A 17,240-nucleotide genomic window follows, 5' to 3' on the forward strand; every position below is an offset into this window, starting at 1 on the left:
AGCTCACCGAAAAAGGGAGATAACTGACATGGTTATAACTTCTACCAAAAAACTGACCTTTGAAGAATATATGAACTATCAGGGAGAATCAGGTGTTTGGTATGAATTATATCGGGGAAATTTGATCGAAATTCCAACACCTACAGGAATTTACATTAAAATTTGTCAATTTTTTGTTGACCAGTTCCGGCGCTTCTTTGCAGCACACAACCTACCGCTAGTTGCAATTGTGACTACTGCAGTCCGAACTGAAGAAGACTCTTCCCGCGTTCCTGATGTTGTGATTTGCGCTCGGAGTTTGTGGAAGTCTGCGCGCAACCTGGTTCCGCAGTGCTCGACTTTGAAGAAAAACCGCTGTTAGTTATTGAAGTTACCAGTCAAAATTGGCGGGACGACTACATCCGCAAGCGGGCAGAATACGATTTAATTGATATCCCCGAATATTGGATTGTAGACCCCAATCGACCGAAAATACGAGTATGCAGCCGCCCCGAAAATGAAAGCAGTTATTCTCACCAGGAATTTTTGCCGGGACAGCTTGTTCAGTCCGTACAGTTCGCTGAATTTATTTTATCAGTGGATGAAGTGCTGTGTCCGCCGCTAGTCGAAGATTTAATTCTAGAAGAATCTGTACGGCGACAACAGCTAGAACAGCAGAATCAACAGCTAGAACAGCAAGTTAATTTAGAAAGGCAGCGTGCCCAAAGATTGGCGCAGAGGCTGCGAGAAATGGGAGCAGATATGGATGCGGAGCTTTAAATTGCTGTGTAAATTCTGGATTCATTAGTCATGCAGATCCCCAGCTTATTTAATAAGTCGGGGCTCTCGCTATTCTGTGAATGCCCGGTTGTCATACAATGATTGTAGATTAAGTGAGTTTCAACGGGTCAAAGTCGTGGCTTTCAAAATTGGTTTGCTAGGTTTGGGTACAGTTGGCGCGGGAACTGCAGAGATTTTGCTCTCCCGAGACGATCGCCATCCGCTGTTGCAGGAATTGGAAATCTATCGGGTGGGAGTGCGCGATATTTCTCGAACTCGGTCTTTACAATTGCCAGAAAATGTGCTGACAACTGACCTAGAGGCGATCGCAACTGACCCGAAAGTTGATATTGTAGTAGAACTGATTGGGGGATTGGAACCGGCGCGATCGCTCATTCTGCAAGCGATCGCCAACGGGAAGCACGTAGTCACCGCCAACAAAGCAGTTATCGCCCGCTACGGTAGTGAAATCTTCGACGCGGCTAACGAAAAAGGCGTTTATGTAATGTTAGAAGCTGCTGTAGGCGGCGGAATTCCAGTCATTCAAACCCTCAAACAATCTTTAGGTGCAAACCGCATCAAAACTGTCACAGGCATCGTTAACGGCACAACTAATTACATCCTGACGCGGATGCAGAGTGAAGGTGCAGACTTTGCCGAAGTGCTCGCGGACGCTCAGCAATTAGGTTATGCTGAAGCTGACCCTACAGCGGATGTAGATGGATTAGATGCGGCTGATAAAATTGCTATTTTAGCCTCGCTAGCTTTTGGCGGACGCATCAAATTAGCCGATGTTCACTGCGAAGGTATCAGACAAGTTAGTGCGGCGGATATTGACTATGCCGATAAGCTAGGATTTGTGATTAAGTTGTTGGCTATTGCTGAGGAAAAATCCCAAAGTTCCAAGCAAAATGGGGATGAAGAAGCGGAACTCCTCTCGATTCGAGTGCATCCTACTTTGGTGGCGAAGACTCATCCGCTGGCGAGTGTCAACGGTGTTTATAATGCAATTTTAATCGAGGGAGATGCGATCGGGCAATTGATGCTGTACGGGCGCGGTGCGGGCGCGGGACCCACAGCTAGCGCGGTGGTATCGGATATTTTGAATGTGGCGGCAATCCTGAAAACCGAAACTGTTCCGATTCCCCATCCTTTGCTGAGTTGCACTCATCAACACTACTGCAAAATTGCTGAAATGCAGGAACTTGTGACTCGGTTTTACGCCCGTTTTCTGACGCGCGACTCTCCGGGGGTAATTGGTAAACTAGGGACTTGTTTTGGCAACCACAAAGTTAGTTTGGAGTCCATTGTGCAAACTGGAATTCACGGCAATTTAGCAGAAATTGTGGTGGTGACTCACGATGTGAAGGAAGGTAATTTTCAACAAGCGCTTGCTGAAATTCGCGCGATGGAAGCTGTCGATAGTATTGCGAGTACCTTGCGAGTTTTGTAAGAATTCCACAAGGTTAATAGTCAGGACTTTAGTCCTGACTATTAACCTTTTTTAGATTGTTTTTAGTTTAGTACGGATCAATACAATTGGATTTTGTCGATCGCCCTACAGGAAGGCACTTGCTAGATGCTATCTACGAAAAGTTTGCCAAACCCCAACTACACGATACTTTCAAACCCAGCAATCCGTCAATTTACGTTCGGCACGAGCTAGGGCAAGTTGTGGATGGAAATTATATCATAGAAAAAGTCTTTGAAGACTCTGGTACTGGTTTTTATGCTGAAAGTCGCCTTCCCGTTTCTGGGAACAATCCGCCCGTGCTCGTGATTCGCGGCTACGGTTCTTGGTATCCTTTCGAGCGCGTTTTGGAAGATACGCCCGATGTATTTATGGCCAAACTAGAACGCCAGTTAAAAGCGGCGAAAACTGCGGGTGCTATTGATTGGATAAAACAGCAATTTCACAGCGGAAATCCGCCGGATGTCATCGGAGAAAGTTTGGGCGGCAAAGTTGCTCAGCAAATTGCAGCAAAATACCCGAATTATCTGCGATGTACTGTAAGTTTTAATTCTGTGGGCGTTTCGGAAAAGTTAGCTCAAACTTCCACCGCTAACAATGTTTTTCACTACTTTACTTTAGGCGAAAGGTATGCTTTCTGGGCAAATGAAGGCGATTACATACCGGGAACAATTTTTGTGATTTCCCAGAAAGGGGAAAACTGTTGTTACAAGCTAGAAGAGGCGATCGTCCGAAGGGCTCATTTTGAACGTAAGTTTCGCAAAAGACGAGTCCTGATGGCAATATTTGCCCAGTGGCTGTTGTTAAATCGGCATAATGCGATCGTCCTCAACAAGAAAAAGCCGGTAGTCGTTCAGATCGATCGGGCTCAATTGCAAATTTTCCGAAAAAGTCGCTTTGTTTAAACTCAGACCAAATTGCTTCAGGTAGCAGAGGGCTGATTTTCCCGCGCTGCGACGGCGAGTACCAGACAAAGGGCTGCGATCGCTTTTTCCCACTCTTCCTTAACGGCGATGGGTTCAACCTCATCAAAAGCGCTAACTAAGCGAGGGATCGATCTTTCTAATGCTTTGCTGGGAATCGATTTGTGCAATTCAACTAAACGAGTTAAACTTTCTTGATTCTTCAAAAAATCCACTACCCATTTAGTAGTATGATCGGGACTGTCCGGGACATTTTGAATTCCTAGTTCTGTTTGCAACCAGTCGTAAAAAGGCGGCAGCTTTTTGGCTAAAACAGCTCCAGCAGTGGGTAAAGTTTCTTTTAGCAAAGCAGTATCGAGACTCCCCAAAACTTGATTTAACTCCGGTGATTCCAGCAAGGTAGTTAAGGGAAGCGAAAGCATGGCTTCAGAATCCTCGGGGGATACATTTAAAATCCGCGAAAATGTTTGCAGCATGGGAAAGGATTTGGTATGGATGACTTTTTCACTATAACAATAACACGCCGCACTGAATGTGAGCTACCTCATATTCAGCAATTTTGATGAAAAATAATTAAATTGAACTCATTTTTTTAGGCTAGCAATTCATTGACGGGCATACTAAAATTAAGCCCAACTATTTGAGTGCTGACAAGTTCACCCCGGGTAAATAAAAGTCTCTGCTGTTGAATAATACCAATTTAAAAAAATCTTGCTCAAATATAACTTTTGGGCAGAGTGAAACAGAGAGTTGTTTGCTCAAATATTGTTGAGGAGGTGCGTCGCTTGGAGATTTTCGATTTTTTTGGGGGACGATCTATGGCGACGCACCCTACAAATACTGTTGTATAACTTTTAAAATTGGTAGATAGCGGTTCGATCGCGTGGTGAGGAATGCCCTATGCCGGAGAGTATGTCATATTTCTGAGACTAGGCTATATCTGCGTTCACCTGGAGTTAAGAATTTCGCATTAATAAATCTAAATAAATTCTCCTTTCGCCACCATCACCACCTTACCACCAACCAAAACCTCTATTTCTTCCTGATTTTTTTGAGCTTTCAATAGCAGCAGCGAAGGTCTGCCAATCTCATAACCTTGTTCTACTCTCACATCAATCTTGGCTTCCCCGCAATAACCATATTCTACCAAATATCCAGCCAAACAGCCATTGGCACTGCCCGTCGCCGGGTCTTCGGGAATTCCTAGGGAAGGGGCGAAAACTCGGACGCTTAAATCATTAATGTCGCTGTAGGTTTCCGGGCAGAAAATTAAAATTTCTTTGGCTTCTGTGTGATTAATCAGTTCAAAATATTTGTCTGGGTTGACTAGAGCTTTTTTGAGCGCTGCGAGGTTTTTTAACGGTACTATGATAAACGGCACTCCGGTGGAAACTTCTTGAAGCGGGAATTTTGCATCAATGTCATCGATTTCTAAATTCAGGATGCTGGCGAGAGTTTCGGCTGATAAAACTTGACCGAATGTTGGCGGGTTTTGTCGCATCCATAAAATATCTGCCGATTGATTATGATAATTAAAGGTGACAGGAATTTGACCGACGGCTAGATTGAGAATTACTCGATCGACCTTTTCGCCAATTATCTCTTGCTGCAACACAAACGCAGTGCCCAACGTCGGATGGCCGGCAAAGGGCAATTCCTTCTTGGGCGTGAATATCCGCACGTCGTAGCCGTTATTTCGCCGATCGGGCGATCGAATAAACGTGGTTTCGGAATAATTGATTTCCCTCGCTATCAGCAGCATTTCGGCCTCTGAGAGCTCGGCAACTCCAGCGCCGCAAAATACAGCTAGCTGATTGCCAGCATATTTTGACTCGGCAAACACATCAACTATATAAAAATTCATAGTTCCCTCTTTTGATAGTATTTGTAGTCAGGACTTTATATCTATTGGTGTCAGCTTAAGACTAAAAGCATTTGTATCTCTCGTTGATAGCCGAGTCTCGATCCCCCCTAGCCCCCCTTCTTAAGGGGGGAACCGGAGTGTGCTCAAAGTCCCCCTTCTTAAGGGGGATGCGAGGGGGATCAGGCCTCGCGTCTAAACGAGAGTTAAAAAGAGTTTTAGGCGATTGTTGACACCAATGCTTTAGTCCTTATAACTTGCTATTTCAAACAGCGAATTGCCTGCAACATTCCCCTGGCTTTATTCAGAGTTTCTTCATACTCCAGATCCGGGTTAGAATCTGCCACCAAACCAGCACCGGCTTGCACAGAAACTGAATGCTTATTTCCATCTAAAGAACGAACAACCATAGTCCGAATTGCGATCGCACTATTCAACTGTCCTTCAAAATCATAATACCCGTAAACCCCAGAATAGGGGCCGCGACGGCAACCTTCTAACTCGTGCACAATTTCCATCGCGCGAATCTTCGGAGCACCGCTAACCGTACCCGCAGGAAAACCAGCTTTCAACAAATCCCAAGCTGTCTTATCCTCGGCCAATTCTCCCACTACATTGCTCACAATGTGCATCACATGAGAATAACGCTCAATTCCCATTAATTCATCAACTTTGACAGTACCATTTCGGCACACTCTGCCTAAATCATTTCTACCCAAATCAACTAACATGACGTGTTCCGCAATTTCCTTCGGATCTTGCAGCAATTGGGCAGCCAAAGCATCATCTTGTTCGGGAGTTTTGCCCCGGCGGCGCGTGCCGGCAATCGGCCGCAAAGTTGCAATCTTTTTGCCGTCGGCAGTGTTTTCTGCCTTCACCATAATCTCAGGACTAGAACCGATAATCTGCCAATCTCTGAAATTAAAATAAGCCATGTACGGAGAAGGATTAATCAATCGCAAAGAGCGGTAAAGTGCAAAAGGATCGCCGCTATATTCTGCTTCCAGCCGCTGGGAAATTACCACCTGAAAAATATCTCCGGCTTTGATATAATCCTTGGCTTTTAAGACATTTTCACAATACTTGTTGCGGGTGATATTGCTGGTGTAAGCTAATTCTGTATTTTCATTTGTAGAACCGACATCTTGATCGTCCCTCGGCGGAGTCCATTCTATGAGAGTAGATTGCTGGGAAAGCGGGGATTGCAGCTTATTTACTAAGTGAGAAACGCGATCGCACGCTTTGCCGTAAGCATCAGCCAAATCAACGCCAACCTCCCGCAAATCGGCATAGGCTACGGCCCAAATTTTCCGCTTCACCTGGTCAAAAATCAGTAAATTATCAACCTGCATCCACAACCCATCCGGCAAATCGTTTTCTGCCGCCGGATGCACGGGAACTCGCGGTTCTATCCACTTAATTAACTCGTAACCCCAAAAACCGAATAACCCGCCAATTCCCGGTGGTAATTGTGGCAATTTTACTGGTTTGTAGGGCTGCAAACACTCGTTTAATGCTGCAAACGGATCGCCGGCAAATACTTTTTGGGAACCGTCGCGGTAAACTTGAGTTGTGCGAGATCCCCTAGCCTCCAAAATCCACAGCGGATCGCACCCTAAGAAACTATAACGCCCGATTTTCTCCCCACCTTCCACCGACTCCAGCAGAAAACTGTAGGGTTGACCGGCACAAACCCGATACCACGCAGACACTGGCGTATCCAAATCAGCAACCCATTCTTGATACACGGGCACAAAATTGCCTTGTTTAGCCAGTTCTGAAAATTGTGAGAAGTCGGGAAACATCATAAAGTAAAAGGAAGAAGGAAAATGGAAGAAGTCATTAGTCATTAGTCATTAGTCATTAGTCAGTAGTTATTTGTTATTTGTTATTTGTTATTTGTTATTTGTTATTGGTAACAACTGGCAACTGACAACTGACAAATAACTACTGACAACTGGCAACTGCTTTCCGTACAACGTCATCAGGAAGATGGAAGAAGGAAGAAGAAGAAGAAGAAAGAAGAAATACACACTAACCTTTTGATCTATACATATTGTATGTTTAATTAAGTGGATTTACTTACAATCAATAAACAAAAGACGGAAACCAACATCCCTGCGGCGGCTGGTACTCGCCAACTGCCATCACCGCCATCGGTTTGACGGCGTGTAGTCCTTCTTTCAAGCACCAGCGAAACAAACTTGCATATCTCAGTGGCAAGTGGAAAGCCAGCACATCTTCGGAACTGTACGCAGCAGCCCCCAAGAGCAAAGCCTGCATATCTGCCTCGGTGTGGGCGACGCTGTGGCCCAAAGCTGATACCGCACAAGTATAAGCGACAATCCGACCTTGCTGGCAAGCAACGAAGGGGGAAAAGTGATTCAGGGCGTATTCTATCTCGGAAGTTCGATCGCACCCGCATACTTTTTCGCACAAAGCCTGACATTCGCCCACATCCTCAGCAGTCAGCGGCCGCACCTCAAACCCATATTGCGGTTGGCTGCGAAACTTCCCCTCTATTAGCACGAAAGGTTCTTTCACCTCAAAACCCAGAGAAGCGTACAGCGACAGCGCAGCCATGTTGAAAGATTCTTGCACCAAACGGATGCCCTCTGCGTCTTTTCCCGGTTCCAGCAAGGCTTTCATGATTTCTCGTCCCGCGCCGCGGCGTTGAAAAGCGCTTGCGACACTGACGGGCCCAATACCGCGAATCGGGTTGCGTTCGTCCATAAAACCGCAGCCGACAACCGCACCGGAACTCTCGGCTACGATGCCGAAATACGAGGGATTTTCAATCCAAAACTGAGTGATTTCGGCAGCCAACTCTACCGTCATAAAATCTGTGTGAGGGAAGAAATGGCGATCGGAAATATCTTTAAAAGCTTCATAATTAATGCCAGCGCAAACATCTATATCACTTGGTGTTGCTCGCCTGATTGCGACATTCATTTTTAATTAATGATTAAGTTTTAATTATATTTGAAGTTAGCAGCAGTTGGGCGCGGCCCGTTGCTGTCAGATCAACCCTAAAGTTATTAAAAAATATTGCTTCGATCGGAGTCTCGATGGGAGCATCTCCTGCATTGGGAAAAAGCCTTTTTTTTATTATAATGCTGTCCCCGCTTGCTTGTAGAACCAAGCGATCGAGGACAGCACTACAAAGCAAAACTGAGACTCTCCAGTCTCTATCGCCCTCAATTACCAAAAAAAATGGGGAGGAAAGAGAATACTCTTCTCCTTTTTGTTTGGGGGGCCTGCGGGCGATCGGTCTTAACTGAGCTTTTGGGGCCTTATTACCTTTTCAAGCTCAGCGATTGGCTCAAAACCTAAACTTCGTAGGTTTTCTTACCGGTGAACTTCACCTTAATCGGATTAGGGTTGCTGCCGATATTGCGGTCAATCTTACCGACGTAGGGACGACCTTCGTTCACCTTCTCGGGGAACACGCCATCCTTGGGATGCAGGTACTCATTAGAACCGTCGGGAAATACGCGGTAGATTTTGTAGTTCGAGATTTTGAATTTCGCCCGCAGTTGCTGGCCGCCCAAAGCGATGCACTGCTCCTTCCGGGGCAGATACAGCAAGTTGTCGCCTTGACGCATAATCGCAGCGCCACCTGTAGGCATTTCAAACACCTGCTCCTTGGGGCTAGTCCAAGTGATAGCATACTTCTCTTCAACTAGCGCCTTGGTCAGCAAGCCGCCGGTGCTGCCGCCGAAGATTGGGGGTTGTCCAGTCAGTTCTTCTGCCATAGATATATCCAAAGGATTTTACGGCATCCTATCATTCAGACTGCGCGCTGTTCTCAAAATTGTAAGGAAAGTTAACAGTTTTTGGGCGATCGATCTTTTCTGATAATTGCTAATTAGTATTTAATAATTGATAATTTGTAATTTTTTCCCAACTTAGAAAACAGAATTATCAAATACAAATTCCCCAAATAATAGCTCAATAAAAACGCAATGCTTCGGGTGTTTGTAGCGCACCCGCAGCATCGCATATTCCCCCAATTTCCTCTCTACGGGCGATCGCACCATTTACTGCACCAAGCCTAAGTCAAGAACCATTGAGGGTCATAACCGCGCGGAATTTGACTCAAAGCAGTCCAAGTTTCTCGGTTGACAACCCCGTCGGCCTCAATCCCAAAGCTTTTTTGAAATGCGCGAACAGCGTTCTCTGTCAAAGTATAAAATTGGCCGTCAATTTCACCACTGTAGTGCTGGGAAAGCCTCAAAACTTCCTGAACAGTAGCGACTGCTTCCCCAGAACTGCCGAATCTGAGTACCGGCATATTAACCGGAGATTGAGTATCAAGGGCCTGCCAAGTAAGCGGCCCGACAATACCGTCCGGCGGCAAGAAAACCCGAAACTGAAATAGTTTCACAGCAAATTCCACTGCTTTGTCAAAAATTCCTTTTGCAGGCTGCCGGTAAACGCGCAGCTTGGTTAGCAGTTGTTCTAGTTCCAACACGGCTTTACCTTGAGAACCTAATTGCAGTTGCGGGTGGTTGGCGATAGCTTCGGTAGAATTCATGCGAGTTTTAAGTGACATAATCGATTTTGTAACCTCTAGCTTTGAGTATTTTTTGTGTAAAAAAGTTTTTCCGGGCGAAACATTTGCATCCTCAAGTTTTGGCGAATCAACACTGGCGATGGCAGTGTCTCAACAGATTCGATCGACTTTTAGTGTCTCATATCAAATCCTCTTTTCATCGGCAGAGTAAATTCACTGTTAACCGTTAACCGCTAACCGTTAACCGTTAACATCATGTAGGAGTGCAACCGGAATTGATATCACATCATGTCTGGTCGATTACCACAACAAAAATGGTTTGTAGTACGCCCGCAAGTCCCCACGCGCGATCGCATTTTATTGCGGTTAATCGAACAAACGCGATATCAAGATTGGTGCGCCTTCCAACTTTATTCTCGCCAGCATCGCTAGCGCCACACCCGAAATTTTGCCTAAACACCGGGTTTAACAAAGCCAGCGCGTCCTGAATCTGCTTCTATACTTTCGATCCTAAACATAAACACCGCGCCTGCCGCATCACCTGAAAGGTGTATTTCATAGGGTGAGGGTTGAGGGTGAGAAGGCTAGAGGAGGAGGCTGGTTCGGCGCTGAAAACTTTTTTATGTTAAGGTGCATCGGGCGATCGAGTTAGTCGATCGACACCTACGCACCTAAAACTGAGAAACGCAGTTTTTAAGCAAATCTGCTCAATCTTTGCCGCCACACCCTACAAACAATACTTCGGACAGTTTTTTAAAGCATCTGTAAGCTTTACAGTGCAAGCCTTCGCATTTTTAATCTTTTTTTCAAACTTAAGGCTAAACTTAAACTTTGAAAAAATAGTCCGCACTATAGCCAGCATGGGTTTCAGATACTCGATCCTGCCTAAAACTGTCCGAAGTATTGCTACAAAAAGAGTTTTGATATAAGTAATTTCCGCAGCCGTCACTAAAAAACGACAGTTTACATCTCAGTAAATTCTCCAGATTGCAACCATCTATCAATCTGATTTTTTATGCAGGTAAAGCAGTCCGGCTCGACTACTGTAAAAATACAATCTTTCTGCGATTGCTTTCCTTTTCCTCGCAATCACAATCTATTTATTTACCCTATGGCTTTTATTATTAATTTTTAATAAACTTAATTTACAGCGATCGGCGCGATGTTGTAAGATTTAATGTAAAGCCTGCAACACTTACACAACAAAAATGAAAAATCAAAAGCGGCAATTTCCCGATCGCTCGATTTATTAGAAATCTCCAGAACAGCATTTAAAGAACAGCCTCGAAGAGCCTGATTTACAACCATTCTTGGAGAAGTCTATTTAAACAATCCCAGACGCACGCGGGGCCAAAAACCCGGTTTCTGCGTCAAGCATCTCTCGGAATTATCGACTATTGTTCGTAGAAATCGGTTTGTTTTGCGTCCGGGAACATAAAAAACACCTGTAAATACGTAAGTAATTTTTAAATTGGGCGATCGATCGATATATCTTTCAAACCGGCTTGTTTGCGGCCAGGCGATCGCCCGCTTTTCATCTTGAATCGAAATGTCAAATTCTAGAATAATAACTTAATTATAAACTGGGAAGGATCGACTATGCTGCCAGCTTCGGAAATTTCAGGTTACAACTTACAAGAACTCATTCACCAAGGAACTAACACAGTTATTTACCGAGCAGTATCGACAGCAGAGAAACAGTTAGTCATTCTCAAGATTTTAAAAATTGACTATCCTACCCTCGAACAGATTGCCAGGTTCAAACACGAATATAATATCGCCAAACATCTCGATTCTCAGTATATTATCAAAATTTATAGACTCGAAACGCATCAAAATCACTTAGTATTAGTATTAGAAGATATTGGAGGAATCTCCCTCAAACAATGGATAAACACCCTAGGCGATCGGCTAAAATGTGCCGCAGGGCAAACAAATAGTCCACCAGCGAGTGCCACCAATTACCAATTATCCCTTGTCGATTTTTTTAACACAGTCGTGCCCATCACCAAAGCTTTGATATTTCTGCATGAAAATCAAGTCATTCACAAAGATATTAAACCTGATAACATTATCATAAATCCCCACACTAAGCAAATAAAAATTGCTGATTTTAGCATCGCTTCGCGGTTAAGAAAAGAACAAACCAACTTAAAAAATCTCGATCGCCTAGAAGGAACTCTGGCCTATATGTCGCCAGAACAAACAGGGCGGATGAACCGCCCTCTAGACTACCGCAGCGATTTCTACTCTCTCGGTGTCACCTTTTACGAACTGCTGACAGGACAATTACCATTTACCAGCAGCGACCCATTAGAAATCGTACACTGTCACATTGCCAAACAACCCCTTCCCGTACAACAATTCAACCCACAAATTCCCCCTGTTTTGACCCAAATTGTGGCAAAACTTATGGCAAAAAATGCTGAAGACAGGTATCAAACAGCTACAGGATTGTTAGCAGATTTAGAACGCTGCCAAAATCAAATCGAGAAGTTAGGGACAATTGTTAACTTTATTCCCGGACAAGTCGATACTCTCAGTCAGTTGTCAATCCCTAAGAAACTCTACGGACGAGAAACGCAAATAGCACAACTATTACAAGTGTACAGTCGCGTCAGCAACGGCAGCAGTGAAATTGTCCTAGTAAGCGGCTACTCCGGCATCGGCAAATCTGCATTAGTCCATGAAATTATCCCCAATTTAACGCGGCAGCGTGCCTACTTCACCTCTGGTAAATTTGACCAATTCAAGCGAAATATTCCCTATGCTTGTCTCACTCAAGCTATGCGTAACTTAGTTAAGCAAATTTTGATGGAACCCCCAAATCAGCTAGCAGAATGGCGAAAAGATTTACTCAACGCTTTGCAAAAAAATGCCAGAGTTGCGATCGATGCCGTCCCGGAATTACAACTGATTTTGGGCGAGCAACCAGACGTACCAGAACTTGGTTTAGTTGAATCTAAAAACCGCTTCTACCGAGTGATTCAGCAGTTATTTCAAGCAATTGCCACTGCGGAACATCCCTTGGTAATGTTTTTCGATGACTGTCAGTGGATGGATGCTGGAACAATCAATTTATACCAAAAAAATAGCTTTGCAAAAAACCCTTACTTTCTGCTAATTCTTGCTTATCGAGATAATGAAGTAAGCCCGACGCATCCGTTTATGCTGGCAAATGAGGCAATTATGGAAACAGGAATTCCGACGACCAATATTCGGCTGCAACCCTTAGCAATTTATGATGTAAACCGATTAATTTCGGAAACTTTAAAATGCGAGTGCAAACAAGCGGCAGATTTTGCCAAATTACTTTTAGAAAAAACTAACGGCAACCCATTTTTTGTAAAGCAATTATTGAATTCATTATATCATGAAAAACTGCTAGTATTTAACGCAACCTGCGGCGAATGGGAATGGGATATTCAAAAAATTAAAGAGCAAAATATTTCGGAAAACGTAGTCAACTTAATGGTCAAAAAGATTCAAAATTTGTCAAAACCGACTCAGAGAATTTTACAGTTGGCAGCTTGTACAGATAACGAATTTAGTTTAGATATATTGTCAGTATTGAGCGAACAATCTTTGACTCAAACAGCACAAGATTTGTGGGAAGCGTTGGAAGTAGGGTTGATTTTGCCTCTAGGTTGTGGCTACCGATTACCGCAAGTATTTGAGCAGCAGGAATTAAATAATTTGGGAGAAATAGCCGACAAAGCGCGCTATAAATTTTTACACGATCGGGTTCAACAAGCCGCTTACGTGATGATTCCTGACTCGCAAAAACAATCTGTGCACTGGAAGCTGGGACGTTTGTTGTTAACCTTAAGCAATGAAGCCCAACGCCAAAAACAGATTTTTTATATTGTCAATCATTTGAACTTGGCTCGCGGGTTGATTGTCGATGTTGAAGAACTTTATGAATTAGCAGCATTAAATTTACAAGCAGGGAAAACTGCCAAAGCTGCTTCGGCTTTTGAAGATGCACTTACTTTTTTTCAAGCTGGGTGCGACTGTTTGCCTGTGTCAAGTTGGCAAGATAATTATGCCTTGAGTTTGAGGCTACATTTAGAACGGGGTAAAGCGGAATATTTGAATGGCAAAAATGATGCAGCTTTAGCTATTTTTGACAGGATTTTACCCCTATCTCAGACTTTGTTAGAACGGTGTTCGATCGCAGAATTAAAAATAATTTGTCTGCGGATGAAGAATGATTTATCTGCTGCTTATCAGTTAGCGATTGAATCCTTAAATTCTTTGGGGATTGATATTGAGCCGTACCCGGATGATGATTTTCTAGCCAGTGAATTAGTCGAGACGAAGAGGATGATTGGCGGCTCGATCGATCGATTGGCATATTTACCAGAACTTACCGATCCGCTCAAACTGGCAGCTCACCGGATTTTGAAAGAACTTTTCCCGATCGCCTATTTTACCAGTCCCAACGCTCAATATCTCTGCGCGATGAAGTTTGTGCAAACGAGCATACTGTACGGCAATTCTCAATTTTCCGCCTTTGCTTACACTTTGTACGCCTTTACTTTGGTCAACAAATATCGCGAAATCAAGGCTGGTAGCAGCGCCGGAAAACTATCGCTCAACCTCTACGAACGCTGGGATAATAAAGAGTTAGGTGCTGGTATTTTCCATATGTGGGGGGCTTTAACTTTACATTACATGAAATATCTTGATGAGTGCAAGCCTTTTATACTAAAAGCTTTCAGTAGCGGTTTAGAAACAGGTGCTTATCAATGGTCGGGATACGCTTCGATTAATTATCTTTGGATCGGCTTTTTTGGCAACGAATCTTTGGCTAAATCTACGGAAATTGCTGATAAATTTATTCCCGTGCTCTCAAAGGTCGATCGCAATATGTTAGCTTATCACTTGCTGACCAAAAATGCGATCGCCCAACTCACCACCCCAGCAGCAACCGCCCTAGAACCGGAAACCTTCATCGACGAACAGCAGCTTTTAGCATTCGCGAATTCCTCTGCCGATCTTACCACTGCTTTTGTAATTTATCTTTACAAGCTCACCCTAGCTAATTGGTTTGGCGAGGTCGATCGGGCATTAGAATATGCCCTCGCAGGTGCAGAATTTTTGAAAGGCGGCGCAGGACATTTTGTCAATCCCGTTTTTTGCTTCCATCACGCGATCGCCCTAGCTGCTGCTTGCACAACAGCCAACGATATCGAGTCCAAGCTCTACCGAAAACAGCTCAATATTAGTCGAGACCAATTTCGAGATTTTGCAGAGCATTCCCCTGCAAATTACCTACACAAATATTCATTAATTCAGGCAGAAATCGCGAGGTTGTCAGGAGACAGCTACACAGCAGCGCAACATTACGATCGGGCGATCGCCTCCGCGCTCAAACATGGCTTCGTCCAAAATGCTGCCCTCGCCAATGAATTAGCTTCCCGATTTTATCTAGCAGAAAATCGTTACAATCTCGCTAAAATATATCTCAATGACGCTCGCTTTTGCTATCTAGAGTGGGGTGCAACTGCCAAAGTCGATCGACTAGAAAAATTTTATCTCGATTGGTTTAACAAAATCAGCGATGCTCCGACAACGATAACTAGAACTGCAAATACAGCCGCTGATGTCAATATTTTTGACTTAAAAACAGTAATTAAAGCCTCCCAGGCTATTTCTAGCGAAATTGTCTTAGAAAAATTATTAAAAAAACTGCTGCATATTATTTTAGAAAATGCGGGAGCCCAAACCGGCTGCATTCTTTTAGAACGAGACGGGTACTTGTTTGTTGAAGTGTCGGATAGCGATCGGCCCGATTATGCAATATTTGAAGAATTGCACCAAATCCAAAACAACTGCCAAGTTCCTATTTCCCTCATTAATTACGTCGCTAGAACTCAGGAACCGCTGGTGCTAATCGATGCAGCTAAAGAAACACTTTACCACTTTGATACCTACATTCAACATTATCAACCAAAGTCGGTTTTGTGCGCACCAATAGTCTATCAAGGAAAGTCGATCGGTATAGTTTATTTAGAAAATAACTTCGTGCCCGGAGCCTTCACCCAAGAAGGGTTAAAACTTTTGGAAATGTTGACCGCACAAGCAGCAATTGCCATTGCAAATGCGCGCTTGTACGCTAGCGAACAAAATCAATCCCGCCAATTAGCTGAATCCCTAGAAAATTTACAACAATCCCAAGTCGAACTCGCCCAAAAAGAAGAAGAGTACCGCACTATTTTTGAGAGCGTAGCAGACGGACTTACCTTAGTAGATTTGGAAACCGGAAAATTTGTGGCAGTCAACCCGGTAGTCTGCGAAATGTACGGTTATTCTGGGGAGGAATTTTTGAGCTTGAGTCCCCTCGATGTCCAGCACCCAAATTACGTACATCTGTTCGATGAGTTTATCGCAACCATCATCTCGCGCCAAGAATTTTATTGTCAAACTGTGGTGCTGCGAAAAGACGGTACAGAATTCGATCTTGAGATAAGAGCCAAGTTTTTTGAATACAAAGGGAAACCCCATGCTTTGTCAATTGGTCGCGATATCAGTCACCGCAAGCAAGCGGAACAAGCTTTGCAAACATCAGAAACTCAACTGAGAGAGAAAGCTGAAAATTTAGAAAACATATTGATGGAACTGCAAAAAACTCAGGCGCAATTAGTTCAAACTGAAAAAATCTCGCAACTCGGACAACTGGTTGCTGGAGTTGCTCACGAAGTGAACAATCCTATTGGCTTTATTTCTGGGAACTTGCACTACGTCCAAGAATATATTGCTGATTTAATTAATTTGGTGAATCTTTATCAAGAAAAATTTCCCGAACCGGGAACAGAAATTGAACAGGAAATTGAATCGATAGAGCTAGAGTATTTATTAGCTGATTTGCCCAAAACTGCGGAGTCAATGAAGATGGGAATCGATCGCATCCGCGACATTATGCAATCTCTACGCAACTATTCCCGCACCGACACTCTGCACAAAAGAGCAGTTGACATCCACGAAGGTATTGAAACTACTTTAATGATTTTGTCTCACCGGCTCAAGGCGAAAAACAACAGGCCGGCTATTAAAGTTATTAAACATTACGGTGATTTGCCAAAATTAGAATGCCATCCCGGACAACTCAATCAAGTATTTATGAATTTGATTGCTAATGCGATCGATGCTTTTGAAGAAGCTAACGCGGGAAAAACTTACGCTGAAATTGAAGAAAATCCGAATACAATTCTAATTTCTACGGCGGTAGTTTGCGAGAAAGAACCGGAAATAATTGACAAGATTGTGATTCGGATTGCTGACAACGGGCTGGGAATGCCGGAAGCTGTAAGAAAAAAATTGTTTACGCCGTTTTTTACAACGAAAGTAGAAGGTAAAGGTACGGGATTGGGACTGTCTATTTGCTATCAGATAGTGACTGAAAAACATGGGGGAACTTTGGAATGTTTGTCTTCGCTAGAATCGGGGACAGAGTTTGCGATTGGTATTCCGATGTAGGGGAGTCATTGGTCATTGGTCATTAGTCAGTAGTCAGTAGTCAGTAGTCAGTAGTCATTGGTCATTAGTCATTGGTCATTAGTCATTGGTCATTAGTCATATCAAATCCTCTATTCATCGGAATAGTAAATTCACGGTTAACAGTTAACAGTCAACAGTTAACTGTTAACAGTCAACAGTTAACTGTTAACTGTTAACATCATGTATGAGTGCAACCGGAATTGATAT

Annotated in this window: 12 protein-coding genes; 6 read left to right on the plus strand and 6 right to left on the minus strand. The window is 43.7% G+C overall.

Going from position 1 to position 17,240, the window contains the following annotated elements; genetic code table 11:
- The first annotated feature begins 28 nt into the window (after positions 1-28).
- The 4 genes from QT998_RS19555 (at position 29) to QT998_RS19570 (ending at position 3,135) form a co-directional block, all read left to right on the plus strand.
- Positions 29-361 carry a Uma2 family endonuclease gene (locus tag QT998_RS19555; protein WP_333117150.1) on the plus strand — a complete coding sequence of 111 codons (333 nt, stop codon included), beginning with the start codon at positions 29-31 and terminating at the stop codon, positions 359-361.
- On the plus strand, positions 331-759 hold the full coding sequence (locus QT998_RS19560) for a Uma2 family endonuclease (protein ID WP_333092355.1): 429 nt from the start codon (positions 331-333) through the stop codon (positions 757-759). The genes QT998_RS19555 and QT998_RS19560 overlap by 31 nt, the downstream gene beginning before the upstream one ends.
- Positions 760-895: 136 nt before the next feature.
- Positions 896-2,212, plus strand: a complete 1,317-nt coding sequence (locus QT998_RS19565) for a homoserine dehydrogenase (RefSeq protein ID WP_194065604.1) — start codon at positions 896-898, stop codon at positions 2,210-2,212.
- Positions 2,213-2,298: 86 nt separating this feature from the next.
- Positions 2,299-3,135: a hypothetical protein gene (locus tag QT998_RS19570; protein ID WP_333117152.1), complete on the plus strand. Its 837-nt coding sequence runs from the start codon at positions 2,299-2,301 to the stop codon at positions 3,133-3,135.
- Between the two features lie 17 nt (positions 3,136-3,152).
- On the opposite strand, the gene QT998_RS19575 is transcribed toward QT998_RS19570, so the two are convergent.
- The 6 genes from QT998_RS19575 to QT998_RS19600 all read right to left on the minus strand — a co-directional run bounded on the left by QT998_RS19575 (position 3,153) and on the right by QT998_RS19600 (position 9,569).
- On the minus strand, positions 3,153-3,629 hold the full coding sequence (locus QT998_RS19575) for a hypothetical protein (protein ID WP_194065605.1): 477 nt from the start codon (positions 3,627-3,629) through the stop codon (positions 3,153-3,155).
- Between the two features lie 503 nt (positions 3,630-4,132).
- Complete coding sequence (locus tag QT998_RS19580; RefSeq protein WP_333092358.1) at positions 4,133-5,017, minus strand: PhzF family phenazine biosynthesis protein; 885 nt, start codon at positions 5,015-5,017, stop codon at positions 4,133-4,135.
- A 257-nt stretch (positions 5,018-5,274) separates the two neighbouring features.
- Entirely contained in the window at positions 5,275-6,822 is a 1,548-nt protein-coding gene (gene trpE, locus QT998_RS19585; RefSeq protein ID WP_194065710.1) for an anthranilate synthase component I, read from the minus strand.
- A 280-nt stretch (positions 6,823-7,102) separates the two neighbouring features.
- Positions 7,103-7,966, minus strand: coding sequence for a GNAT family N-acetyltransferase (locus QT998_RS19590; RefSeq protein ID WP_333117154.1), 864 nt, complete (start codon positions 7,964-7,966; stop codon positions 7,103-7,105).
- Positions 7,967-8,343: 377 nt separating this feature from the next.
- Positions 8,344-8,769: a photosystem I reaction center subunit II PsaD gene (locus QT998_RS19595; protein WP_194012030.1), complete on the minus strand. Its 426-nt coding sequence runs from the start codon at positions 8,767-8,769 to the stop codon at positions 8,344-8,346.
- 299 nt (positions 8,770-9,068) lie between these two features.
- Complete coding sequence (locus QT998_RS19600; protein ID WP_333092361.1) at positions 9,069-9,569, minus strand: peptidoglycan-binding domain-containing protein; 501 nt, start codon at positions 9,567-9,569, stop codon at positions 9,069-9,071.
- Positions 9,570-9,818: 249 nt separating this feature from the next.
- Here QT998_RS19600 and QT998_RS19605 point away from each other — a divergent pair, with 249 nt between their 5' ends.
- On the plus strand, positions 9,819-9,962 hold the full coding sequence (locus QT998_RS19605) for a hypothetical protein (RefSeq protein ID WP_333092362.1): 144 nt from the start codon (positions 9,819-9,821) through the stop codon (positions 9,960-9,962).
- A gap of 1,167 nt (positions 9,963-11,129) precedes the next feature.
- Positions 11,130-17,012: a protein kinase domain-containing protein gene (locus QT998_RS19610; RefSeq protein ID WP_333117155.1), complete on the plus strand. Its 5,883-nt coding sequence runs from the start codon at positions 11,130-11,132 to the stop codon at positions 17,010-17,012.
- Positions 17,013-17,240: the final 228 nt, after the last annotated feature.

The sequence above is a fragment of the Microcoleus sp. S1D4 genome, assembly GCF_036700765.1.
Taxonomy (GTDB): domain Bacteria; phylum Cyanobacteriota; class Cyanobacteriia; order Cyanobacteriales; family Microcoleaceae; genus Microcoleus.

Excerpts from the sequence above, each read along its gene's own strand:
- QT998_RS19600 (WP_333092361.1), bottom strand. The coding sequence starts at position 9,569 with ATGTCACTTAAAACTCGCATGAATTCTACCGAAGCTATCGCCAACCAC.
- QT998_RS19575 (WP_194065605.1), bottom strand. The coding sequence starts at position 3,629 with ATGCTGCAAACATTTTCGCGGATTTTAAATGTATCCCCCGAGGATTCT.
- QT998_RS19595 (WP_194012030.1), bottom strand. The coding sequence starts at position 8,769 with ATGGCAGAAGAACTGACTGGACAACCCCCAATCTTCGGCGGCAGCACC.
- QT998_RS19555 (WP_333117150.1), top strand. The coding sequence starts at position 29 with ATGGTTATAACTTCTACCAAAAAACTGACCTTTGAAGAATATATGAAC.
- QT998_RS19580 (WP_333092358.1), bottom strand. The coding sequence starts at position 5,017 with ATGAATTTTTATATAGTTGATGTGTTTGCCGAGTCAAAATATGCTGGC.
- QT998_RS19605 (WP_333092362.1), top strand. The coding sequence starts at position 9,819 with ATGTCTGGTCGATTACCACAACAAAAATGGTTTGTAGTACGCCCGCAA.
- QT998_RS19610 (WP_333117155.1), top strand. The coding sequence starts at position 11,130 with ATGCTGCCAGCTTCGGAAATTTCAGGTTACAACTTACAAGAACTCATT.
- QT998_RS19590 (WP_333117154.1), bottom strand. The coding sequence starts at position 7,966 with ATGAATGTCGCAATCAGGCGAGCAACACCAAGTGATATAGATGTTTGC.
- trpE (WP_194065710.1), bottom strand. The coding sequence starts at position 6,822 with ATGATGTTTCCCGACTTCTCACAATTTTCAGAACTGGCTAAACAAGGC.